This window comes from Acinetobacter sp. YH12219 (assembly GCF_013417875.1).
GTDB classification, from domain to species: Bacteria; Pseudomonadota; Gammaproteobacteria; order Pseudomonadales; family Moraxellaceae; genus Acinetobacter; species Acinetobacter amyesii.
This window is the reverse complement of sequence record NZ_VPDC01000030.1, coordinates 1-23,883: the sequence shown is the minus strand read 5'-3', so window position 1 is coordinate 23,883 and position 23,883 is coordinate 1. Positions and strand designations below refer to the sequence as shown.

The following is a 23,883-nucleotide window of genomic DNA, read 5'->3' as shown; positions in this document are numbered from 1 at the left end:
AATTATCCAAGTGAACTTATTCGAAAGGAAGTATTTGAAATCGCTATTCTCACCAGACAAGAGGGTGATAAAACAAGAGGAACCTCAATTGAGGTTCCTCTTGTGATTTTTGTGGGACAGCAGTGGCCGAAAGGTCGCTTTTTTTTATAGCTGCTCTTTCGGTAAGATAAGGCATTAGCCAAGGAATACACCATATGCGACTGGATTTGTTCGACCTTCAATTGGTGCTGCACATTGTAGACAGCGGCAGTCTGACCAAAGGCGCTGCTCGTTCTGCCATCTCGCTACAAGCAGCCAGTGAACGGATTAAAAAACTCGAACAGCATTACCGCACAGCCCTGTTCACTCGCCAAGCCAAAGGGGTCAAACTGACCCTTGCTGGTCAAACCTTGGTTGAACATGCGCAGCGCATCTTAGGTGAGGGGCAAAAATTAGAGCACGCTATGCTGCCCTTTGCGCGTGGGCTGAGTTCCAATATGACCTTATGGTGTAATTCATCTGCACAAAGTGAATATTTGCCGGTCTTGCTGCCACGTTATTTACTGGAAAATCCCAACACACAAATTGAGCTGCATGAAGCCGAGTCTAAAGACATCATTGCAGCGATAGAGCAAGGTAATGCACAACTGGGCTTAATTTCAGGTTTCTTTAAATCTGCACAGTTACAAACACTAGAGTTTGCAGATGATCCTTTGGTACTGATTTGTCCTATAACTCATGAATTGGCCTCGACACTTAGCGTCAAACCCGCAGAGATTTTAAATTATCCCTTTGTCGGTTTGATGCAATATCATTCCTTGCAACAATCGATCGAGGCACAAGCCAAATTATTCGGCTGTGAAATTCAGTATCGGCTGCGTTTGCCGAACTTTGCCGCGATCGCCCAAGTGGTGGCGAATGGTGTGGGCATTGCCATCATGCCAAAATGTGCGGCCGGACGATTAATCAGTTTGTATGCCTTTGCCCAAGTTGAGCTCAGCGGTGAATGGGCCAATCGAAAACTGCTCCTCACCGCACGTAATTTTGATGATTTACCTTTAAATTATCAGCATTTCAGTCAGTTTCTACTGTCACAAAAATCTACTTTAGATGGCTAAGTCTAGGCTTTAAATCACGCCAAACTGGTGCAGCATCATATAGCTACCGAGGGCAATCAACCCGATAAAAAACACCTTACGGAATTTTTGTTCTGGAATGCGGTAACGGATTTTTTTCCCTGCCCACATACCAATGAGCGCAGGAATCAGTGCCATGGCTGACATGGCATAATCAATCGGAAGATCTTCCACAGGATTTTGCTGTAAGAACACTGCCAAACAAATGGTTGATGTGGTAAAGGCCAAACCGAGTGACTGTACAAGATCATCGCGTTTGAGCTGCAAACCTTGCAAATATGGTACTACCGGGATCACCACCACACCTGTGGCTACAGTCAGCGCTCCACCGAGATAACCGATCATTGGAGATAGCCATTTTTCATGTGGTGCAAAGTTCGGTAAGCTTTTGGCACAAAGCCCATACAGTCCGTATAGTGCCAACATGCCACCTAGTAAAGCTTCACTTTTAAATTCACCATGTCCTAAAGTTGGGAAAATACTCCAAATTGAACCAACGATGATGCCGAGTAATAAGGGCCAAAAGCGTTGAATTAGGCGCAGCACCTGCCCTTCGGCAAATAGTTGCCAAAAGTTGGTGACCATAGATGGAATGATCAATAACGTCGCTGCCTGAAATGGACTGATCACCATGGTGAGTAAGCCCATCGATACCGCAGGCAGGCCTAACCCAATCGTGCCTTTAATTAGACCTGCGATTGCAAAAACTGTGATGACGAACCAAATCATGGCGAAACTCGCTGAAGAATTGGTTCTATGCTATGCAATTCAGGCGCTTTGAAAAATCAGTGTTTTTGGAATAGAGCCTCAATAAAAAGTTGAGGCTAGGTTATAGCGTCTAAAGCAGATAGCGTAGATGGGCTAAACAAACTCTTTTGATTTCGAATAAGTTATAAGCGTATTGGTGGAATAGTGATATAAAAACCGTTCCAATATGCTGTTTACTAGAACGGTTTTTAATAAAATATTGATACTTATAGGAAAATTTCAAGAATTTCGTATAACGTGTATTATGTTAATTTTAGAAACACTTTAAAATTAGTAAATATTAACTGATATTATTTAAAGCTTTGTAAGCTTCACCTATTAATGGCTTAAATGCTTTTTCTAACCTTTCTATATTTTGCAAATGCCACTTAAAATGTTGTTCCCAAGATGTATTATCATATCCATCTACCATTATTGATAATTGGATACGGGATGATTTTTTATCATCTAAACGTAACCACTCCAAAGGTTGTCCAAATACTTCTTCAATTTGCTGTTTATGCTTACTAAAAAAATCAAATAATAGTTTGTTCTCTTCTGCATTTGAACGCCCCATAGCAAATTCGACTCTTAGCTCTTTTTGTAAAAAAAGTAGTGTATATGCACATCCTGAGATACCAGAACCAGTATTAAGCCAATGATCACTTTTTGGACTTATATTGTTATATAAACGATTATTAAATTTTGAAAAATATTCTAATAATCCTTCCCAATATTGATATCGAATATCAGTTTTATCAGTGCGTTTAATCTTAACTGAAACTTCCGCGGCATCTTTCCTGTTTAAACGCACCATATATTCAGAAGCTTCTGGAACAGGAATAATTTGTTGGATTTGAACTAAAAGTTGTCCATTTAATACATATGGGGAAACTTTGACACATTTGACGTCAATACCGCGTTCGATCAACCATAATGCTGTACTAGTAACTTCTCGTCTAAATTCACCTGCTACTAAAATTATACGCTGGCTATTTCCTAAATTAAGTGTAGGTATTTCAGCATCTAGTTCTTGATTTTCGCCAAGGAATCTTTGAATAAGTAACTTTACTGTATGCTTAATTTGATCTAAATCATATGCATTATCATCAAGTTCTGGATATCTAGGCTTGTATTTAAGCAGATACTGTTCAAAAACATTTTCAATATCTTCTACAGTAAAAGTAGCAACATAAGAAGCATATTTGATAGCTTGCCAAACTGCATCACGTCCACTTTCATCTCGTTTATTCTCAATAAGAACTAATCTACCTTGGGTATCTAATGCTAATAAATCTAGACGTTCCCCTGTACCATCAAAACCTGAGAATTCTTTCTGAATAATTAGAAGCTCTTCACCTAAAGCTTTAGGATGACTAACTAGCCACTCTTGTAAATCATAGCGTTCTGTCAGTTGTTGTTCACTTAGTTTTGTTCCACCAAGTGGCATTAATACTTTCTTATCTGTATCTACAGTAAATAAACTCATATCGCTTCCAAATGTATATGCTTTTAGCTATTAAAATCAGCTTAAGCACCTTTCAATTTTAGATAATACAAGCATTTATCTATATATTATGCAAAGCATAATTAGATTATTTCTAATACGTCTAGAATCATAAAATTCCTCCATTTAACATAATGGCTGTTATACGCAATAAAAAAACCTGGGCACCAACCCAGGTTTAAAATTTAAAAAACAGATAAATATCAGTGTAATAAACTCATTTTTCTAATTTCGCATAACGTGTATTATGTTAATTTTAGTAGAACTTTAAAAATGAAAAAATTAGAAATTATCTTTTTCGTAATTTTAATTCTAATTATTTTATGGGGCATACAATGGATGTTTCATGGCTTTCCAACAGGAAATTAAAATCATACTTCGCATCAAAATAAATAGTGTTATATTTCAAAAGGTTATGTTATAAAAAATCGGTGGCGAAAACCCAAAAAACCGACTTGTTTCCAAGCCGGGTTTCTACTGATTTTTTAACTTTTTATTTTGCCCACAAAAATAGCACCCAAATAACGAGTTTTATTTGCCATTTGTTGTGCTATTTCTTGCTCAAGACAAATAGGTCAAAATTTTAATCCAGAAATTCGGAAATTTCCTCAGCAGTTGTTCTCGCGGTCCTTGAAACACCCACCAGCGTTGCTGAACCAGGTCCAGTCCATTCACCATATCCTACTAACCATAGGTTGGGTTGTTTTACTGATCTTGTTCCTTCAACCAGTATCGTATTATTTTCCTCTACTATTCCAAGTGGCTTTAAATGGTCTAAAGTCGCTTTAAATCCAGTACACCAAATCACAGCATCAACCTGTTGAAAAGATCCATCTTCCCAAATCACGCCATCTTCTGTAAAAGCCGAAAACGGGCGCTCACTATGTAAAACTCCTCGTGAACGTGCATCTTTGACTGAATCAATCATGACAATATCACCTAGACCGCCAACAGGCTGATCTATTGTGCCGCCTTCTAATTTTGCCTTTAAACGCTCTGTCGCACGTAAAAATAGTATACGGCCATCAACATCATCTGCTAAAAATTGAGGAGGTGTTGGCGTGATCCAAAGAGTGTCTGCCACTTGGGAAACTTCAGCCAAAATTTGTGCTCCGGAATTTCCACCACCGATAATCATGACGTGCTTATCTTTAAACGGTTCTGCATTTTGATAATGGGCGGAGTGTAATTTCAGCCCTTTAAAATTTTCTTGGCCCGGGTAAGATGGGATATAAGGATGACTCCAGGTGCCCGTTGCACTGACTACAGCCTTGGCTTTCCATAACTGTTCACCTGCATGCACACTCAATGCCTCTCCTTCGCTTTTGACGTGATCAACATATATAGGACGAATAATCGGAAAGTGGTAACGCTGCTCATATTGCTGCAAGTATTCAATAACTTCTTTCTTGGTCGGATACGTTTGTTCTGTATTCGGCATAACCCAACCTGGTAAGGAACTCCAGCTATTCGGTGAAAATAGACGCAAAGAATTCCAGGCATGTAACCAGGCTCCACCTGCTTGATTTTGATCATCTAAAATAATGAATGGTATTTTTTTTCGCTTTAAAAAATAAGCCGTAGATAAAGCAGCCTGCCCACCACCGATAATGATCACATCCGTTTCATTCTGTTTATGATTCAAAGCCCTTTCCCCTTTCATTTTTCTTTAATATAAAAAACCAGTTGCCGGAGCAACTGGTTTTTTATATTAAATTTCAATAACTCAATTTACTTATTTTTTTCAATTAACTCAGCTATTGCTGGAGCTTCTAATACTTTACCGCTTGAGACAATTTTATCATTAATGACTAGACCAGGCGTACTCATCAAACCTGTTTCAGCAATCTTAATTATGTCCGTGACATACTCAATTTCAGCTTGTACCCCACTGCTTTTCACTGCTTTTTCTGTCGCTGCTAGTAAAGCCTTACATTTATGACAACCTGTACCCATAACTTTAATCTGCATTTCTAATCTCCTGAGACTGCTTTTTTATATAAAGAACTGACCAACTAAATTTAGACTATATCCAATGATTAAAACACCAACAAAAACAATCGCGACAAAAAGGCTGAGCAATTGTTTCTTCACGACCTGTTTTAACAAAATTAACGATGGCAGAGAAAGCGCTGTCACCGCCATCATAAAGGCCAAAACTGTACCTAAGCCCACACCTTTAGCTACCAATGCTTCTGCGATAGGTAAAGATCCAAATATATCTGCGTACATCGGCATGCCGACCACAGTCGCAACAAGCACTGAATACCAATGGTCTTGCCCTAATAAGGCAGTAATCCACTGCGTTGGAATCCAGTTATGAATCGCAGCACCAATACCGACACCGATCAAGACATAGATCCAAACTTTCCGGAAGATTTCGACCACCTGCTCCCAGGCAAATTCGCGACGCTCTTTCGCGGACATTTTAAAATTTTCATCATCTTGCACCGCATTATTGTGCGTTACAAATTCAGCGACATACCTTTCCATTTTGAAAAAGCTGATGAGTGAACCACCTAGGACTGCCAGAATCAGACCAAGTACCACGTAGATCATGGCAATTTTCCAGTTGAAGATACTCGCGAGTAAAATAATGGAAGCTAAATCGACCAAAGGAGAGGAAATCAAAAAAGAGAATGTTACGCCGACAGGTAAACCGGCCCGAGTAAAACCAATAAAGATAGGAATAGATGAACATGAACAAAATGGGGTAATGGTTCCCAGTAAGGCACCCATGATATTGGCTTTAATCCCTTTCATGCGTCCCAGAATTTGTCGGGTTCGTTCTGGAGGGAAATAGCTCTGGATATACGACAGTGAATAGATCAGGACACTTAAAAGTATAAAAATTTTAATGACATCATAGATAAAAAAATGCACGCTGCCACCGACTTGCGTGGCAATCGATAAACCTAAGATATTTTCAACGAACCAGGCAACTCCATCTGATAGCCATGTCATTTTCAACAGGACGCTATTTAACCATGCAAAGATTGCAATAATACTGTCCATTTAAATCCCCCTAACCTTGGCCGACTAAAAGTGTTTTAGTGAATGAATAGAGCTGTTCGGTACAAGGGATATTTAGTGAATAACGCATCCAACGTCCATCTTTTCTTCCCTTGACTAGACCTAATTCAGTCAGACACTTTATATGATGGGAGAGCGTAGATTGCGTAATTGATAAATTTTTCAATAGTTCACAGGCACAACATTCACCTGAATGCAGTGTTTGTAAAATTTTAACCCGCGTTTCATCGGTTAAAGCTTTATATAAATTACAGGCCTGAAGATTGTTCAATCTACACTATCCTTAAATGGCTCTAATGTAACCAGTATGTAAATCATATTGATTATTGTCAATGTGACATGGGAAATAAAAAAAACCATTTTTCAGGGCCTTCACAATAAATTATGTTTTTATTTTAGATACTTACCATTTTCCCCAATAATGAATTTTCCATCTTCTTTAAAAAAAGTACCTAACTGTGCCAAAGGAATATCTAAAACCACTTAGGATGGACGATACAAAATATAGGGTTTCTTCACGTACTACTAAATGTCAGATGTCTATGAAACATGATATTTATGGTTCATCTCACAATGTTCAGCATAATCGATTGATTCTAGCTGTACAGTCACATGATTGAGATCAAAATGATGATGCAAAAATTCGGTAATTTCTGCGATCACGGCATCTGACGTGTGCTGAAATAAAAGTGATTTTCTCACTTAAGATTTACACACCACTTATAAGCATGAATATTCAACTAAAGAGGATTCTATTTAACATAATAGAGGTTATACGAAATGCTTTTGTAAGCCCAAAATAGAAATGTCCGGTTTCTCCAAAGTAAAAATGTCCGCTTTTAGAATATGCACTTCTGCAATTTCCTTAGCGGACGGTTTGATATGTTGGTGTCTATGTCGGATAAAGAACTTAAACGATTGTCGGTCTTGCAGGAAATCTGCGATCAACGCATAACTCAATCCCATGCTGCTCAGCTACTTCATATTTCAGAACGTCAGATCAGACGCTTACTGCAGAAATACAAAGCCCAAGGTCCAGTTGCATTAGCCCATGCCGGTCGTGGCCAAATCAGCAATTCCAAACTTCCTGAAGAACTCAGACTCAAATGCCTCAATATTGTTTCTGACCAACTCCATGGTTTCGGGCCCACTTTAGCGCATGAAAAGCTCACCACCGTACATGGACTCGATCTTTCAGTAGAAACCCTGCGTTCCTGGATGATTGCAGCTGACTTATGGATCCCTCGCTGCAAGCGCCTGAAACGACCATATCAGCCTCGTTATAACCGAGATTGTTATGGTGAATTGATCCAAATTGATGGCTCACACCATGATTGGTTTGAAGGTCGAGCACCTAAATGCTGTCTGCTAGTATTCATCGATGATGCCACAGGAAAATTGCAGCATTTACGCTTCTGTGCGTCAGAGTCAGCCTTTGACTATATGATTTCAACACGCTTATATGTCGAACAGCACGGTAAGCCTTTAGCATTTTACAGCGACAAACATTCAGTCTTCAGGGTGAATCAAAGCAGCAATAAAGACACCAAGATCACGCAATTTGGACGTGTGCTCAGTACCCTCAATATCGATATCATCTTCGCCAACTCACCACAAGCTAAAGGCCGTGTAGAACGAGCCAATAGAACGCTTCAAGACCGTCTGATTAAAGAAATGCGTTTGGAAGGCATTAGTTCGATTGAGCAAGCCAATGCATGGTTGCCCTGCTTTATTGAGCAATTTAATCGTAAATTTGCCAAGATGGCCATTAATCCCAAGGATCTACATCGGCCTATCGCTGAAACAGCCGAAGAATTAGATGATGTTTTTACCTGGCGTGAACCCCGCAGGGTCACGAACAGCTTGACGATTACTTATGATAAATGCGTATATATCTTGGAAAACAGCGAAGAAAATCAAAGATGGGTCGGCAAGTATCTTGAGTTCCTGGAATATCCGGATGGTACTGTAGCCATTGAATATCAGGGAAGAAAAATCAATTACAGCCTCTTCGATAAATTAAGTCAGCTCAACCAGAGAGATCGTTGAGAATAAACGTTTGGGTTCTGTGCTGGCACATATTCAACAACAGCATGAACAACTGGAACAACAAAACAAACGCAATCGTTCTCAAAAGATGCCAAGTAGACGTGCACAGAAAACAGCGATTCAACAACGAAATCTGAATCCTGTGCTTGACTCTTGTAGTTAAAAACAGGACATTTTAAATGGTTTATCGCATAGACATTTTAATTGGGGAATAACATCAAATCGGTCCCAACTATGGACGAATCTCTTTCAACTCACGTTGAATAAAATGCTGAATCATATCGCGGTATAAACGTTCCACAATATCTGCATTTACACCGTGCTCTGTGGCTTGTAGACGAATTTTACTTATCACCGCTTCGACACGTTCTGGTGATTGAACATCCTGTACTGAACGCTTAAAACGCACCGCTTGATCGACATAAAACTGACGTGCAGCAATGAGCTCAATAATCCCCTGATCAATCACATCAATCTGTGCGCGGGCTTGCTCTAATGACTCAACTTTTTCTTTCTTCATCTTCTCTGGCTTCACTTTCAGCGGTGTTTTCACTTTTATACTTCTCTTCTAACACATTACTGAAAATACTTTCAATCATCCAAACGCGGTATAAGCTATTAAATACATAGCTTTGACCTGCAATACGTAATTCTAAAACAGGAAAATCGGGCTGTGACTTCATCTCACAGTGCATATCATTTTCTTTTAATTTTTCAGCAATATCGTTAGTAGTCAGTTCAGAAATCTCTAACTCATACTGTAAAGCCTGAAAATGTGCTTTGAAGGATAAATCACGCCCTTTGGTCCATACGGCTTCCAAAATACGATACATCACATCAATACGCTGCTCTTCGGGCGCACTGTAGTAAAGCTGTGACATAGCTAATGTCGCAGCTTCTGTAGGCCGGCAAAATGGCGTGAACTTAACTTCTGTCCGTTTAGACAGACGTGTTGCCAAACTCCAATCAAACAGATCACGACCGTGATACGACAATGGATACACATTCAGCTGAATATTATAATAGTCCGCCAATTCCTCACGAATATAAGCCAACAGTAACCATGAAATCGGATCTTCCATCGCGATGTAGAGATCAAGCTCAGGATCGAGTCCCTGAATTTCATTCAACTCTTCTGCATCACTGATCAGGTGCTCACGCCATTCAATATGATTGATCATAAAGATCGGGTTATCTGTCAGGAGTTTTTGTTGTTTTAAACGGCGTGTTAAACGCAGTAAATCATCTACAGCATGGTACTTACGTTCACCAAACTCAAAATACCCCGTCAAAATTGGTAAGTCAGAAAAGATCCGTTCTGGAAAATCCTGTGCTTTATGATGACGGCTGGCCATCGCATACAGTGTTCTCAGCTTGCCATACTGCTTTTGCCACAGCATGTGGAACACATCTTCAAGTAAATAAAGAAAATCTTGGCCGCGTAATGGCGTATTTTTTAGAATAATTTCGGCTTGTTCTAAAGCTTCAGCGGTCGGTTGTTCAGGTGTTTCATGAAAACTAAAACGATGCTGCCGCGCTAAAATTTGGGCATCATTCAGACAATATTGTTGCCATTCTATCGATGACATTTGATTTGGAGGTTCAGCACTCTGACGACAAATAATCACTTTTAGTGGTTTAATTTCATCACTGAGAATTTCTTCTAATTGAGGCAGTTGCTGCGCAGCCAAATAGCTATAGACATCATCCAGTCGAAGATAAACACTCAGACCTTGTTCCGTGGGTAACACCGCTTGTCGGGTCGGTTTCTGATAAAACCAACTCGATCGGATTGGATCGAACCAACGGCGTAACAGTGACATGCGTTTTTTGCCTCAAAATTATGAATTGTGCCGAACCTTCCAGCACATACTTAAAATTCAACTTCTATTATGAAGCTGTTTTAAATGAGATATAAGCCTTGTGCAAAACTTATATCAAGTCAGGGCTGAATGTTCAATGTTTTACAATGGATTAGACGTCTAGATTTAGGTCAGTCACTGCACCTTTTTCCGCGCCAGAGGTCAGCTTGGCAAATTTTGCCAAAGCGCCGTGGGTATAGTTTGGTTTCGGTTTGACCCAGGCCGCACGACGTGCAGCAATTTCATCCTCAGCCACATGCCACGTCATTTCACGAGTTTCAGCGTTAATTGATATTTTATCGCCGTTTTTGACCAAGCCAATTGGGCCGCCTTCATAGGCTTCTGGTGTCACATGCCCAATCACAAAACCATGGCTGCCGCCCGAGAAACGCCCATCAGTCAACAGTGCAACAGATTGGCCTAGGCCCTTACCAATAATCGCTGAAGTCGGTTTTAACATTTCCGGCATACCCGGCCCACCTTTCGGCCCGACACCGCGGATCACTACCACTTCGCCTTCTTGTACTTCACCATCTAAAATACCGCGCATGGCGCCCTGCTCGCCCTCAAATACCCGCGCGGGCCCTTCAAAATACAGCCCTTCTTTACCGGTAATTTTAGCCACTGCACCCGTCGGTGACAGATTGCCTTTCAGCACCACTAGGTGGGAGTCTTTTTTAATAGGTGCATCAAACGGCAGAATAATTTGCTGTCCTTCAGGATAGTCTGCTACATCGGCTAAGTTTTCCGCCAAAGTTTTACCCGTAACGGTTAAGCAAGAACCATCGAGCATACCTGCATCCAGCATGCGCTTCATCAGCGGTTGAATACCACCAATAGTAATCAGTTCCGACATTAAATATTTACCCGATGGACGCACATCGGCCACCACTGGTATGTCTTTGCCAATACGCACAAAATCATCCAAAGACAGTTTCACGCCTGCGGTATGCGCCATGGCAATCAAATGCAGCACGCCATTAGTCGAACCGCCTAAGGCAATCAGTACTTTAATCGAGTTTTCAAAAGCGGCTTTAGTCATAATGTCGCGCGGCTTAATATCCAGACGCAGCAGGTTCATCACGGCTTCACCTGCGCGTTGGCAATCTTCAATTTTATCTGCTGAAACTGCTTCCTGCGCCGATGAACCTGGCAAGCTCATGCCTAAGGCTTCAATCGCTGAAGCCATCGAATTGGCCGTATACATACCGCCGCACGAACCCGGCCCCGGCAGCGCGACTTCTTCAATCTGCTTGACCTGAATTTCATTAATTTCGCCTTTGGCGTGCTGACCCACTGCTTCAAATACCGAAATCATGTCGGTATGCCCTGCTCCGGGTTTGATGGTGCCACCATAAATAAACAGGCCCGGACGGTTTAATCGCGCCAAACCCATGATACAGCCCGGCATGTTCTTGTCGCAGCCGCCTATGGCAATTACGCCATCATAGGCCTGACAGCCCACCACAGCTTCAATGGAATCGGCAATGATTTCCCGCGATAGCAATGAATACTTCATGCCTTCTGTACCGTTGGAAATGCCGTCAGAAATGGTGATGGTATTAAAAATAATCCCTTTCCCGCCTGCAGCATTCACCCCGCTTTCAGCTTCACGCGCCAAGCCATCAATATGCATATTACACGGCGTGACATTGGCCCAAGTCGAGGCGATGCCTATAAATGGGCGCTTAAAGTCAGCATCTTGGAAGCCCGTGGCACGCATCATGGAACGTGCAGGCGCATTTTCGATACCTTCATAAACAGGCGCAGAATGTTCGCGAATATTATTTTTACTCATTGTTCTTCCTTGGCGATGGCTGATTTTGGCTTCAGCCTTGGCGGATTCTTTTAAATTTATTGTATAGAAAGCGCTCGGCATGTAAAAGAAATTAGATCTCAACAAAAAAGATTTTTAGCGCATGCAATACCATTCAATCACATGACAAAGCGACATGGATGTCGCTGTTTTCCTGTATGGCAGGGATGCCATATCAGGAGAACAAAAGATTTTTGTTACTTTTGATCTTTCAAAAGTAAGGGATTGCCTACACAAAGCCATATAAATTATAGCTACTATTCGAGGCTGTCTTTTTTAGAATTTTAATGACATCAACTAATTATTAAATTTTATTTAGTTGCTTCAAGAAACATTATTTTTAATCAGATTAATAAATCTATAACTTAGAATTATTGTCCCATTATTTCATTTAAAAGCTGATTACAGCGGAGTCTTATCCTATAAAAGCTAATTTTCGGAGCACGTATGCTACTTTTGTTTTGGCAAAAGTAACCAAAACCATTTGTCATCCGCAAAACTCGGCAACTGGTTGCAACTAAAAAATTGATCGCAGAAAAATCCACTTTTAAATTACCGTTTGCCTCAAACAGTTGCAGATGACGTTTCCTCTTATCCATTGCAAGTTATGTAGATGCAAATTTAAAAAGCACCCCATTAGGAGTGCTTTTCTATTTAGAAATCTAAAGCTTAGATTTCACGTACTGCGCCTTTCGCCGCACTCGTGGTATGCATTGCATACGCTTTCAATGCTTTCGAAATTTTGCGTGGACGCTCTTCCACTGGATGCCAACCTTTCGCTTCTTGCGCTGCACGGCGAGCTGCCATAGTCGCTTCATCAACAGCTAAGTTGATGGTACGGTTTGGAATATCAATTTCGATTAAATCGCCATCTTCCACCAAACCAATTGCACCGCCTTCTGCAGCTTCTGGAGACACGTGACCAATAGAAAGGCCTGATGAACCGCCAGAGAAACGACCATCCGTTAATAGTGCACATTCTTTACCTAAACCTTTCGATTTCAGGTAGCTGGTTGGGTACAGCATTTCTTGCATGCCCGGACCGCCGCGTGGACCTTCGTAGCGAATTACAACTACATCGCCCGCTTTGATTTCATTACCCAAAATCGATTCTACTGCAGAATCTTGGCTTTCAAATACACGTGCAGTACCGTTAAATTTCAGGATGGAATCATCCACACCTGCAGTTTTTACAATACAGCCATCTAGCGCGATGTTGCCATAAAGCACAGCCAAACCACCATCTTTAGAGAATGCATGTTCTGCATTACGGATTACACCCGCTTCACGGTCACCATCAAGACGTTGGTAATAACGATCTTGAGAGAATGCAGTTTGCGTTGGTACACCGCCCGGTGCTGAACGGAAGAATTGATATACGTCTTCATTTTCAGTACGGATGATGTCCCATTTATCTAAAGCATCTTTTAATGAAGCTTCATGAACGGTACCAACCGAAGTATCGAGCAAGCCTGCACGGTCTAATTCACCCAAAATCGACATGATGCCGCCTGCACGGTGTACATCTTCCATATGCACGTCGTTTTTCGCAGGTGCAACTTTACAGAGTACAGGCACTTTGCGAGACAAACGGTCAATGTCGTCCATCGTGAAATCAACACCAGCTTCATTTGCAGCTGCTAATAAATGCAGAACGGTGTTGGTTGACCCACCCATTGCGATGTCCAAAGTCATGGCATTTTCATACGAAGCTTTAGTCACCATTGAACGTGGTAATACGCTATAATCGTCTTGTTCATAATGGCGTTTTGCCAGTTCAACAATGAGAGAACCTGCACGTTCGAACAGTTTCTTACGGTTGGCGTGAGTTGCCAAAGTTGAACCGTTACCTGGAAGCGATAGACCTAAGGCTTCAGTCAAGCAGTTCATTGAGTTCGCAGTGAACATGCCTGAACATGAACCACAGGTTGGGCATGCAGAACGTTCATATTCAGCCACTTCTTCGTCAGTATAGTTATCATCTGCAGCGACGATCATCGCATCGATCAGGTCGATCGCTTTGTCATTACCACGAATTTTTACTTTACCGGCTTCCATCGGACCGCCAGACACGAAGACCACTGGAATGTTCAGACGCATTGCTGCCATCAACATCCCCGGAGTGATCTTGTCACAGTTCGAGATACACACCATGGCATCGGCACAGTGTGCGCTGACCATATATTCCACCGAGTCAGCAATCAGGTCGCGTGAAGGCAGTGAATACAACATACCGTCATGACCCATCGCAATGCCGTCATCAACAGCAATGGTATTGAATTCTTTTGCTACACCGCCTGCCTGTTCAATCTGACGTGCCACGAGTTGACCAAGGTCTTTAAGATGAACGTGACCCGGTACAAATTGAGTAAATGAGTTCACGACGGCAATAATTGGTTTACCGAAGTCTTCATCTTTCATACCAGTTGCGCGCCATAAGCCGCGCGCACCCGCCATATTTCTTCCGTGTGTCGATGTTTTTGAACGATAGTCAGGCATTTTATATTTCCAACAAAGTTTGAGCTTGAAATGAATCCTACAGATTCACTCTGGCTAAATCATACTGACAATGATGTAAAATCAGTCGAATTTTAAACCTATCATACACCAAGCCATTGTTTTTAAAGATGGCTTTTTAAGCTGAGATTTGGGCAGATGGGTCTATCAATAAAAACGAGTGATTTGACGACAAAAATCTTTTAACTGAAATCTACTATACCGCCATCAATGGCTGCACAATACAAAACTTTCATGAATAATTTTTAATTTTTATATAAATATAATTTATTTAAAAATTGCAAAAGTTCTATTTTGGGTTATGAAATCATTGAGCTTGGACAGCTTCAAAGTTGCAAAAATCAATTTCTAATGTTCTAAATTACGCTTTAATCCTTTGCTATAATCCACATATTCAACACAGATTCGGTTCATTCATTTTGAAAATCATCTTTGCCGGTACACCAGAATTTGCCGCAACAGCATTAGCTGCATTGCTCAAAACACAACATGAAATTGTTGCGGTATACACTCAACCTGACCGCAAAGCAGGTCGTGGACAAAAATTAACAGCATCCGCTGTTAAAGTCTTAGCACTTGAACATGATATTCCCGTTTACCAACCCCTTCATTTCAAATCATCGACTGAAGAAGGTTTAGCCGCACAGGCGGAATTAAAAGCCTTAAATGCCGATGTTATGGTGGTTGCAGCCTATGGTTTGATCTTGCCGCAAGTGGTGCTAGACACCCCGAAATATGGCTGCCTGAATATTCATGGCTCATTGCTGCCACGTTGGCGTGGTGCAGCACCGATTCAACGTGCCATCGCAACAGGTGATATTGAAACAGGTGTCACCATTATGAAAATGGCAGCCGGACTCGATACAGGCGACATGATGTATAAAACCATCTGCCCGATTGAAGCAACGGATACCTCTGCAACTTTGCATGACAAACTTGCAGAGCAAGGTGCAACTGCAATTGCTGCCGTTTTAGACACTGAACAAACATTGCAGCAATATTTAGACAGCCGTGAAGTCCAAGACGAAGCATTAACAGTTTATGCACATAAGCTTTCAAAAGCTGAAGCAAAAATTGATTGGTCCATCGATGCTGTACAAATCGATCGTAACATTCGCGCCTTTAATCCGTGGCCGGTAGCATTCATTCAGTTGGATGAGCAAAATAATTTACGCGTTTGGCATTCTGAACTTTCTGCTGATTCAGCACCGAATGCTCAAGCAGGTGAAATCATCGCTATCGATAAAAAAGGCATACATGTTGCCTGTGCCAATGACAGCGTGATTATATTGACCTCTTTACAATGGCCGGGTGCTAAACCACTCAACCCTGTACAAATTTTACAAACCCAAAAATTGACTATTGGACAAATTTTATAATGAAGCAATCTCCCAACGCCTCGACCCGAGACCTTAATTTACGTGCTCAGGTAGTGAAGACGTTATTGGCTGTCCAAAATGGTCAATCGCTGCAATCTGTCCTCGCGCAGCAAATGAATATTGTATCGGACAAAGACCGTGCTTTATTCCATGAATTGGTGCTCGGTTGTTTACGTCAATGGTATGCATTGAAACAACTGACTTTACCGCTACTGTCTAAACCGGTAGATAACCAAGTGGTTGAAACCTGTTTATACCTTGGTTTGTACCAATTATTGTGTACCCGTGTCGCGGCTCATGCTGCAATTTCCGAAACGGTAGACGCTGCAAAACAATTGGGTATGGGCAGTCTAAGTGGCTTAATCAACGCGATTTTGCGCCGCGCAACACGTGAAACAGAACAGTTCTACGATGTACTTGAACAAGCGACCAATTTACCAAGTTGGTTAACCAAACGTCTGAAAAAAGACTGGGGTGAACAATTTGATGAACTCAGTTATGAGCTTAAACAAATTGCGCCACTGACTTTGCGTGTCAATACACGTCAAGTGAGCCGTGACGAATACCTCGATATTTTGGAAGATGAAGGTATCGATGCGCATCGCTGTGAACTGTCTGATGTCGGCATTGTGATGGACGAAAGCCTACACATTCCAAGCCTGCCGGGCTTTGAAGCAGGTGGTTTTTCGGTACAAGATGAACATGCTCAGCTTTGCGCAACACTATTGCCAAATCTTGACGGTAAATTTGTGATTGATGCTTGTGCTGCGCCGGGTGGTAAAACAGCACACATTTTAGAGACCTTCCAACCAAAGAAACTCATCGCACTCGACCAAGATGAGAAACGTCTGAAACGTGTGGTTGAAAACCTTGATCGTTTGGATCTCGATGGTAAACATGTCGAAATCCAAACTGCCGATGCCGTCACCTATACTGCTCCTGAACTTGCTGATTGCATCGTGCTCGATGCGCCATGTACCGCTGTGGGTGTAATGCGTCGTCATCCTGACATTCGTTTACTACGTCAATCGGGCGACATTGCGAAAACGGTAGTGTTACAAAAGCAAATTTTGGAAAACATGTGGAAGCAGCTTAAAGTCGGCGGCACCTTGCTTTACATCACTTGCTCGATTTTAAAAGCTGAAAATGAACAGCAAATGGTTGAGTTTTTTGCTAATCATGCAGATGCTCAAGAAGTCAAAATTGAGGCAGACTGGGGTATGGAACAGATCCATGGCCGTCAACTTTTCCCAAAAGTCGGTTATGGTGATGGTTTCTATTATTGCCGTATAGTAAAAACGGCCTAAATCAATAAACACCTTTTTAGATGTAAACAATCATAAAAAATGCCCGATGAATTCATCGGGCATTTTTTATTCATGACTCTAAATTAATCTTCAGCTTCGTCAGGATTTTTCACCAAATGAATCGTCGCTAAAAGTAAACCACCCCATAGCAAAACAATTGATAAAATCATCATGATCATTGCAGATGTATTCATATTAATTCTCCTCTGGACCTTTGTCTTTACACAAGCTTAATAGAACAGAACCCAATACAAAGAAGGCCAATACCGAACCACCCACCAACCAAAGTGTCGTTGCAGGATAACCGCCATAACCTTCAGTTGCGACAGCCTTAATCGTCAATACAAGTGCAACCAATAATGAAATTGGGGTGATCACGGTCAATAAGAAATTCCAACCTTGACCCAACTTGATACTTGAGTATTGATTTGCATGCTCTTGTAATTGTTTCATCAATGGACGATGGAACCACGACACCAAAATAATAGAGAGTAAACCACCACCCACGATCCCAATGTTATTGGCAAAGTAGTCAATGATATCAACAAAAGTAATGGCACTTTGTGTAGAGAATAAAAGTGTAGATACGATTGCTGAACCGCCACCAATAATGCTCACAGCTTTATTTTTTGACCAACCCAATTTGTCTTGAAACGCTGCAATTGGCACTTGCAAGATACTCACCATAGAGGTAATCCCTGCAACCACCAACGAAGCAAAGAACAAGAAGCCAAACAAATCACCGCCTGCCCCCATACTCGAAATGATTTTCGGGAAGGCAATAAAGGCTAAACCAATACCACCAGATACTACTTCTTTTACAGGTACACCTGAACTTTGTGCCATGAAACCAAGTGCTGCAAAGACGCCAATACCCGCTAAGATTTCAAATGATGAGTTGGCTAATGCAACGACTACACCTGAACCGGTTAAGTTGGTTTTTGCTTTTAAGTAAGACGCATAGGTCAACATGATCCCGAAACCAATCGATAACGAGAAGAAGATATGACCAAAGGCTGCTAACCATACTTTATAGTCGGTCATCGCTTCCCAGTTTGGCGTAAAGAATGCATTTAAGCCTTCTGCCGCACCCGGTAGACGCAATGCTTGAATGACTAAAATGCTAAATAACACGATCAATAACGGCATAAAAATTTTATTGGCAAGTTCTACACCACGACGTACACCGCCATAGAGAATGAACATCACCACAGCCCAAACAATGACTAAACCAACAAATAAAGTCGGAACAAAACCAAATGTTAAGCCATCACCATTTTGTAGATAGGTTTTAAAGAAAAAGCTTTCCGTATCTGAGCCCCATTGTTGTCCAATGGCGTAATACATGTAACTACCGGCCCATGACAACACGCTGGCATAGTAGATCCCGATGATCAGAGTCACCATCACTTGCCACCAACCCAATGATTCAGCATTCATTAACTTTTTATAGGCTGTAGGTGGTGCTTTACGGAACTTATGTCCAACAACATAGTCCAAAAAGAGTAAGGGTAAACCTGCTGCAAAAATTGCAATCAAATACGGTACTAAAAATGCACCACCACCATTTTCATAAGCAACATAAGGGAAACGCCAAATATTCCCCAAACCCACGGCTGATCCAATCGCCGCTAAAATAAAGCCTGATCGCGCAGACCAGCTTTCACGATTATCTGACATAGAACACCTAAACCTCAGGCATCTTTAACTGCTGCTTGTTATGATTATATCGCGAGCAAAAAAAGAACCATAAAAATAAAAATTCTGGGTGTTTGATCTGGTGAGATACCTTATGAGCGTCTATACCAAATTGCAAACAGAAAAATCACATGCGCATTTTTGTTAAAAACACCACAAATAACTTTCCCTTTGTATGAATTAACAATACTCACTTTTTTTAAGTTTTTCTGTAATTTCTACGGCAAATATTCCATTTTTATAATATGTTTAAGTTTAAATGTTCATTTAATCAGCTTATTTTTCATACAATTTAAGTTATCAATAATATAACTTTTAGGAATGTTTTATTTCCTATTAAATTTTTAAAGTTATTTCACTCGATAATGTCCGGTAATTTTATAGGCATGCAAAAGATCTTCTTCCTGTGTGCCCTCTCCAATATTATGGATGATGAGCGGAACATCGCTAGCTTTCACTTTACGATCTGAAACCACGCCAATATGCACTAAACCACGCCCTAAGTCCCAAGTGACAATATCTCCTGCCAAATACTGCTTATCTTTGACAACATAGCCCTGACGTTGCATCCAAGTTTGAATATTGGGAACACGTCGATGATCAATATTTTTATCGGTTCCTTTTAAGCCCCATTTTTGTGGATACTGCTTAAAATTGGCTTTCATATCTTCATGAATGGCTTGTTGTAAATCAATCCCTTGCTGTCGTAATGCACGAATTACCACGTCGGTACAAACACCCTTGATTAAAGGGACATCTCCCATCGGATAACGCAGTGCAGTATACGCAGGATCATAATATAAGGTTTTCCCGATCTGGCTGCGTGCATCCGTCACCATTTGAGTGGCATTAAAAGCAAAGACAGCCATATTCACAGTCATTAAACTGACCAATAATAAAATTCGTTTCATTTTTTCTTATTCACTTTAGATTTTTGAAATGATTCAAAAACTGGGCTTCGAACAGAATCATGCTGAACCAAGCCCATGTTTAAATGACTACAATTTTATCGCCAATACGCGTTCTTCTTGCATATCTCGAATGGCAGACTGAATCCCTTCACGGCCTAAGCCAGAATCTTTTACGCCACCATATGGCATGTTATCGACACGGAAAGATGGAATGTCATTAATAATCACTCCACCGACCTCTAAGTGATTCCACGCATACAGCATTTTATTCAAATTTTGCGTATAGACGCCCGCCTGTAAGCCAAAACGGCTGCTATTAATTTTGGCGATGCCTTTTTCAAAATTTTTGTATTTCTCTAAAATCGCTACAGGACCAAAGATTTCATCTTTATACACTTCCAGTGATTCATCGACACTTTCCAATAAAATTGGATCGAGCAAAGCACCCTGATGTTCACCACGAACCAAAGCTTTAGCTCCTTTTTTGACTGCTTTATCGACCCATTTATGCACGCGGGTTGCTTCAGCTTCCTTAATCATTGGACCGACCATGGTGCTTTCCAAGTGAGGATCAGCCGCTTTAAGCTGCTTCATTCTCGCCACGAGTTTTTTCTTCACATCGGCATAGATATCAGCATGCACCAAGATGCGTTGTACGCTGATACACACCTGCCCTGCATGGTTATACGCCCCACCGACTAAGCGTTCAATAAATGCCGCTGAAATTTCAGTATCAGGCTCAACCAATACCGCAGCATTACCACCAAGTTCCAAAGTCACTTTTTTACGTCCCGCACGCGCTTTCATATCCCAACCGACAACATCGGAACCGGTAAAGCTGAGCAGTTTAAATCGGTCGTCAGTGACCAAGACATCTGCATGTTCACGTGGACAAGGTAAAACCGAAAAGGCACCTTTAGGTAAATCTGTTTCTGCTAAAACTTCCGCAATTTTTAAAGCTGAAATAGGCGTCAAACTTGCAGGCTTCAACACAAATGGACAGCCTGCAGCAATGGCAGGTGCAATTTTATGCGCAGTAAGATTGATCGGAAAATTAAACGGGCTGATCAACGATACAGGACCAATTGGCACATGTTTGACCATACCTTGATAGCCAGATGCCGCTGCGGTAACCGCCAATGGGATCATGCGACCATCATCCATCTGTGTAACAGCATCAGCAGCAATTTGAAAGGTATTGATTAAACGTTCAACTTCAGCAGCTGCGGCTTTACGCGGTTTTCCACCTTCCGCAATTAAAATTTCAGTCAATTCTGCACGCATTTCATTAAAACGTTTTACACAGTGCAGTAAGATTTTTTGTTTTTGAAAAGGTTCCAATGCCGCCATTGCAGCGCTAGATTTAACCGCTGAATCAATGGCTATTTCAATGGTTGCAGCATCTGCGAGTGCAACGCGTGCATATACGTCTTGGGTATATTTATGATTCACTTCTAACCACTGCGCTGTGGTCTCTGCTTTACCTGCAACATAGAGCGGATAATCTTTTATATCTTGTACGGCTTTGGACATGATGATATTTCCATAATCTTGAGACATTATTGATAAATGTGAATAAGTCTATGCCTCTATCATGCGCTGACTGAGCACAGAGTTCACTATATTTAAGTAACAAAATGAACCACAAGCCTCAAACTTGATTACTTATACGCCCTGAACTTCATCCCCTATTTTCAGATCTCGGCTTGTACTGAAAAACGGATGATCGAGTCTCTATAAAACGATGAAATTAAATTAGAAAAGTTATTTAAAATAAAAAATCTCATTATTTATCATAATATTAATAAATTCTTCAAAACTAAATTAATAATAAAAAATGTGAATACAACATGAAAAAAGCCCATCAAATGACGGGCTTTTTAAATCTATGATTTAGCTATACGAACGTTGTGTTTTCACTGAAGCCTTATTCACATTTTCTAAAGCAGCAACTTCTTCATCCGTTTGAGCTTTGCGAATAAAGAACACTGCAATCGCTGCGATGACTACTGGAATTCCCACAGCCATAAAATTAATTTGATGTGGCAATTCTTGTGATAATAAATAGCCGATCAGAATCGGACCAACAATCGCACCTGTACGCCCCACAGCAGATGCCCAACCAATTCCTGTCGAACGAACAGACAGCGGATAATACTGTGCAACATAGCTATAGAGTAAGATTTGAGAACCAATTGCTGATGCACCTGCGACTGCAACCAAAAGGTAGATCACAGGCTGTGGAGAATTAAAGCCGAGTAAAGATAATGCCACAGCACCTGCCAGACATAATGTAATGATCACCGGTTTTAAATGGAACTTATCCGCTAAAATACCTCCCCCAATCGTACCAATTACCGCACCAATATTCATCGCCAATAGGAAGGTCAAACTGCTACCTAATGAATAACCTGCGGCCATCATTAGTTTTGGTAACCAACTACCTAATGCATACAGGGTTAATAGACACATAAAGAAGCATAGCCAAAACAACATCGTACTTATGCCACGACCTTGCTTATACAATGCTCTAACAGACGCTCCACCCGGAACAGCAACTTCAGTCAGTTCAAGTTGAGTATTTGCAGTCACCGTTTGCTCTGGTGCAATGGTTTGAATCATCCTACGAGCTTCATCGTGACGATTCACCTTCACCAAAAATGTGAGCGATTCAGGTAAAAACTTCCAAGCAAATGGCAACAGTAACAGTGGAATACCCGCAATGAAGAACATGATTTGCCAGCCATAATCCGCAGTAAACCATGAACCAAATAAAGCCGCCATGATGCCACCCATTGCATAACCACTGAACATAGTGGTCACTAAAGTACTGCGTAGATGCTTAGGTGCATATTCAGACGTCAATGCCACAAGGTTCGGTAATACTCCACCAATGCCAAGTCCAGCAATAAAACGTAAAGCACCAAATTCAGTAGGATTTGATGCAAAACCGCCTAGAAATGTGAATGTACTGAATAAAAATACACAGATCATGATGACTTTCTTACGGCCAATCTTATCAGCCAAAGTACCAAACATCATGGCACCAAACATCATCCCTGCAAGTGCTGTACTCGCTAGCATACCTGCCTGAACAGCTGTTAATCCCCAATCTTTCATTAATAAAGGCAGCGCAACACCATTGATCGCTAAGTCGTAACCATCAAATAAAATAAGAATTAGACACCACATCATGATGCTGAAATGCGATTTTGTGAACTTAGCGTTATCGACAACGCTATTCACATTCATTGTGCTTGTAGACATTGAACCTCACCTCCAATTGTGAGTTTTATTTTTCGCTACAATGCCGTTTTTGACTGTAAATTGTCCAAAATTACAAAGGTATAGACCCATACCTTTCAGATATATCCATGTTGTTTGGGAATAAAATGTCATAAAAACTTGGATATTTTTGAAATATTTATACATAAAAAAGTCGATGGACTGTGGGTCTAGTTTTTATAATGATTAATTATCAATGTGTTATTAGAAGCTAAATCACAATCAGACGATAGATTATTTGATATGAAAATTGTCAGAATAAAACTCATATTTTATAGAAAAAAACCGCAGCTCTACGATCTAAGTCGTAGATTTCTAAATCATAAGTCATCAAGCATCACTTAAGTCGATAGTTAGGCATTTAAACTGTTGTTTTAGCTGACTTACATTCAGATTTTCCGCATCTTAAGCTAGTAATTCTCCTGATTAATGATTTTTGAATGCGTTTATTGTCTAATAATCATCCATGTTTAGATGATTCAAGCATCAATTTATCTATATTTTTCTCCTTTTCCCTTTTTCCTTTTCCCTCACGCATAAAAAAACACCCCCTGCACTAGTCAGGGGGTGTTTCGAATAATGAGCTGGCGATGACTTACTCTCACATGGGTAACCCCACACTACCATCAGCGCTAAGAGGTTTCACTTCTGAGTTCG

18 protein-coding genes and 1 pseudogene are annotated in these 23,883 nt (G+C 40.9%); 4 read left to right on the top strand and 15 right to left on the bottom strand.

Going from position 1 to position 23,883, the window contains the following annotated elements:
• Positions 1–194 precede the first annotated feature (194 nt).
• Positions 195–1,097 carry a LysR family transcriptional regulator gene (locus FTV04_RS15350; RefSeq protein WP_180090280.1) on the top strand — a complete coding sequence of 301 codons (903 nt, stop codon included), beginning with the start codon at positions 195–197 and terminating at the stop codon, positions 1,095–1,097.
• 9 nt (positions 1,098–1,106) lie between these two features.
• Here the strand turns inward: FTV04_RS15350 and FTV04_RS15345 are convergent, their stop codons facing one another.
• The 6 genes from FTV04_RS15345 to FTV04_RS15320 all read right to left on the bottom strand — a co-directional run bounded on the left by FTV04_RS15345 (position 1,107) and on the right by FTV04_RS15320 (position 6,673).
• Positions 1,107–1,844 (bottom strand): sulfite exporter TauE/SafE family protein, encoded by a 738-nt coding sequence (locus tag FTV04_RS15345; protein WP_180049573.1) that lies wholly within the window; start codon positions 1,842–1,844, stop codon positions 1,107–1,109.
• Positions 1,845–2,163: 319 nt separating this feature from the next.
• Positions 2,164–3,351 (bottom strand): DUF4268 domain-containing protein, encoded by a 1,188-nt coding sequence (locus FTV04_RS15340; RefSeq protein WP_180090278.1) that lies wholly within the window; start codon positions 3,349–3,351, stop codon positions 2,164–2,166.
• A 601-nt stretch (positions 3,352–3,952) separates the two neighbouring features.
• Positions 3,953–5,014 (bottom strand): ArsO family NAD(P)H-dependent flavin-containing monooxygenase, encoded by a 1,062-nt coding sequence (locus tag FTV04_RS15335; protein ID WP_020846547.1) that lies wholly within the window; start codon positions 5,012–5,014, stop codon positions 3,953–3,955.
• A gap of 86 nt (positions 5,015–5,100) precedes the next feature.
• Positions 5,101–5,340 carry a thioredoxin family protein gene (locus FTV04_RS15330; protein ID WP_180056121.1) on the bottom strand — a complete coding sequence of 80 codons (240 nt, stop codon included), beginning with the start codon at positions 5,338–5,340 and terminating at the stop codon, positions 5,101–5,103.
• Positions 5,341–5,364: 24 nt separating this feature from the next.
• The gene (locus tag FTV04_RS15325; RefSeq protein ID WP_180056120.1) at positions 5,365–6,384 is read right to left on the bottom strand and encodes a permease; all 1,020 of its coding nucleotides are present in this window, start codon (positions 6,382–6,384) and stop codon (positions 5,365–5,367) included.
• A 10-nt stretch (positions 6,385–6,394) separates the two neighbouring features.
• The gene (locus FTV04_RS15320; RefSeq protein WP_180090276.1) at positions 6,395–6,673 is read right to left on the bottom strand and encodes a metalloregulator ArsR/SmtB family transcription factor; all 279 of its coding nucleotides are present in this window, start codon (positions 6,671–6,673) and stop codon (positions 6,395–6,397) included.
• 623 nt (positions 6,674–7,296) lie between these two features.
• On the opposite strand from FTV04_RS15320, the pseudogene FTV04_RS15315 reads away from it, so the two are divergent.
• Positions 7,297–8,614: pseudogene (locus tag FTV04_RS15315) on the top strand (ISNCY family transposase).
• 69 nt (positions 8,615–8,683) lie between these two features.
• Here FTV04_RS15315 and FTV04_RS15310 read toward each other — a convergent pair.
• The 4 genes from FTV04_RS15310 to ilvD (FTV04_RS15295) form a co-directional block, all read right to left on the bottom strand.
• Positions 8,684–8,971 carry a chorismate mutase gene (locus FTV04_RS15310; RefSeq protein WP_078191648.1) on the bottom strand — a complete coding sequence of 96 codons (288 nt, stop codon included), beginning with the start codon at positions 8,969–8,971 and terminating at the stop codon, positions 8,684–8,686.
• Positions 8,952–10,274, bottom strand: a complete 1,323-nt coding sequence (locus FTV04_RS15305; RefSeq protein WP_180049579.1) for a hypothetical protein — start codon at positions 10,272–10,274, stop codon at positions 8,952–8,954. The genes FTV04_RS15310 and FTV04_RS15305 overlap by 20 nt, the downstream gene beginning before the upstream one ends.
• Positions 10,275–10,425: 151 nt before the next feature.
• Positions 10,426–12,111 carry a dihydroxy-acid dehydratase gene (ilvD, locus tag FTV04_RS15300; protein WP_180090274.1) on the bottom strand — a complete coding sequence of 562 codons (1,686 nt, stop codon included), beginning with the start codon at positions 12,109–12,111 and terminating at the stop codon, positions 10,426–10,428.
• A gap of 687 nt (positions 12,112–12,798) precedes the next feature.
• Complete coding sequence (gene ilvD, locus FTV04_RS15295) at positions 12,799–14,628, bottom strand: dihydroxy-acid dehydratase (protein ID WP_180090272.1); 1,830 nt, start codon at positions 14,626–14,628, stop codon at positions 12,799–12,801.
• 437 nt (positions 14,629–15,065) lie between these two features.
• Here ilvD (FTV04_RS15295) and fmt point away from each other — a divergent pair, with 437 nt between their 5' ends.
• Positions 15,066–16,025 carry a methionyl-tRNA formyltransferase gene (fmt, locus tag FTV04_RS15290; protein WP_180090271.1) on the top strand — a complete coding sequence of 320 codons (960 nt, stop codon included), beginning with the start codon at positions 15,066–15,068 and terminating at the stop codon, positions 16,023–16,025.
• Positions 16,025–17,332, top strand: a complete 1,308-nt coding sequence (gene rsmB / locus FTV04_RS15285; protein WP_180090269.1) for a 16S rRNA (cytosine(967)-C(5))-methyltransferase RsmB — start codon at positions 16,025–16,027, stop codon at positions 17,330–17,332. The genes fmt and rsmB overlap by 1 nt, the downstream gene beginning before the upstream one ends.
• An 83-nt stretch (positions 17,333–17,415) precedes the next feature.
• Here rsmB and FTV04_RS15280 read toward each other — a convergent pair whose 3' ends face one another.
• The 5 genes from FTV04_RS15280 to FTV04_RS15260 form a co-directional block, all read right to left on the bottom strand.
• On the bottom strand, positions 17,416–17,526 hold the full coding sequence (locus FTV04_RS15280) for a methionine/alanine import family NSS transporter small subunit (protein ID WP_180005359.1): 111 nt from the start codon (positions 17,524–17,526) through the stop codon (positions 17,416–17,418).
• Between the two features lies 1 nt (position 17,527).
• Entirely contained in the window at positions 17,528–19,012 is a 1,485-nt protein-coding gene (locus FTV04_RS15275) for a sodium-dependent transporter (protein WP_180090266.1), read from the bottom strand.
• 368 nt (positions 19,013–19,380) lie between these two features.
• The gene (locus tag FTV04_RS15270) at positions 19,381–19,911 is read right to left on the bottom strand and encodes a DUF1287 domain-containing protein (protein ID WP_373683561.1); all 531 of its coding nucleotides are present in this window, start codon (positions 19,909–19,911) and stop codon (positions 19,381–19,383) included.
• 117 nt (positions 19,912–20,028) lie between these two features.
• Positions 20,029–21,474 carry an aldehyde dehydrogenase family protein gene (locus FTV04_RS15265; protein WP_180090264.1) on the bottom strand — a complete coding sequence of 482 codons (1,446 nt, stop codon included), beginning with the start codon at positions 21,472–21,474 and terminating at the stop codon, positions 20,029–20,031.
• Between the two features lie 360 nt (positions 21,475–21,834).
• The gene (locus tag FTV04_RS15260) at positions 21,835–23,208 is read right to left on the bottom strand and encodes an MFS transporter (protein ID WP_078194503.1); all 1,374 of its coding nucleotides are present in this window, start codon (positions 23,206–23,208) and stop codon (positions 21,835–21,837) included.
• Positions 23,209–23,883 lie beyond the last annotated feature (675 nt).

Bases quoted from the DNA above. Each gene is read 5' to 3' on its own strand.
- FTV04_RS15350 (WP_180090280.1), top strand. From the start codon at position 195: ATGCGACTGGATTTGTTCGACCTTCAATTGGTGCTGCACATTGTAGAC.
- FTV04_RS15345 (WP_180049573.1), bottom strand. From the start codon at position 1,844: ATGATTTGGTTCGTCATCACAGTTTTTGCAATCGCAGGTCTAATTAAA.
- FTV04_RS15340 (WP_180090278.1), bottom strand. From the start codon at position 3,351: ATGAGTTTATTTACTGTAGATACAGATAAGAAAGTATTAATGCCACTT.
- FTV04_RS15330 (WP_180056121.1), bottom strand. From the start codon at position 5,340: ATGCAGATTAAAGTTATGGGTACAGGTTGTCATAAATGTAAGGCTTTA.
- FTV04_RS15325 (WP_180056120.1), bottom strand. From the start codon at position 6,384: ATGGACAGTATTATTGCAATCTTTGCATGGTTAAATAGCGTCCTGTTG.
- FTV04_RS15310 (WP_078191648.1), bottom strand. From the start codon at position 8,971: ATGAAGAAAGAAAAAGTTGAGTCATTAGAGCAAGCCCGCGCACAGATT.
- FTV04_RS15305 (WP_180049579.1), bottom strand. From the start codon at position 10,274: ATGTCACTGTTACGCCGTTGGTTCGATCCAATCCGATCGAGTTGGTTT.
- ilvD (WP_180090274.1), bottom strand. From the start codon at position 12,111: ATGAGTAAAAATAATATTCGCGAACATTCTGCGCCTGTTTATGAAGGT.
- ilvD (WP_180090272.1), bottom strand. From the start codon at position 14,628: ATGCCTGACTATCGTTCAAAAACATCGACACACGGAAGAAATATGGCG.
- rsmB (WP_180090269.1), top strand. From the start codon at position 16,025: ATGAAGCAATCTCCCAACGCCTCGACCCGAGACCTTAATTTACGTGCT.
- FTV04_RS15280 (WP_180005359.1), bottom strand. From the start codon at position 17,526: ATGAATACATCTGCAATGATCATGATGATTTTATCAATTGTTTTGCTA.
- FTV04_RS15275 (WP_180090266.1), bottom strand. From the start codon at position 19,012: ATGTCAGATAATCGTGAAAGCTGGTCTGCGCGATCAGGCTTTATTTTA.
- FTV04_RS15270 (WP_373683561.1), bottom strand. From the start codon at position 19,911: ATGACTGTGAATATGGCTGTCTTTGCTTTTAATGCCACTCAAATGGTG.
- FTV04_RS15265 (WP_180090264.1), bottom strand. From the start codon at position 21,474: ATGTCCAAAGCCGTACAAGATATAAAAGATTATCCGCTCTATGTTGCA.
- FTV04_RS15260 (WP_078194503.1), bottom strand. From the start codon at position 23,208: ATGTCTACAAGCACAATGAATGTGAATAGCGTTGTCGATAACGCTAAG.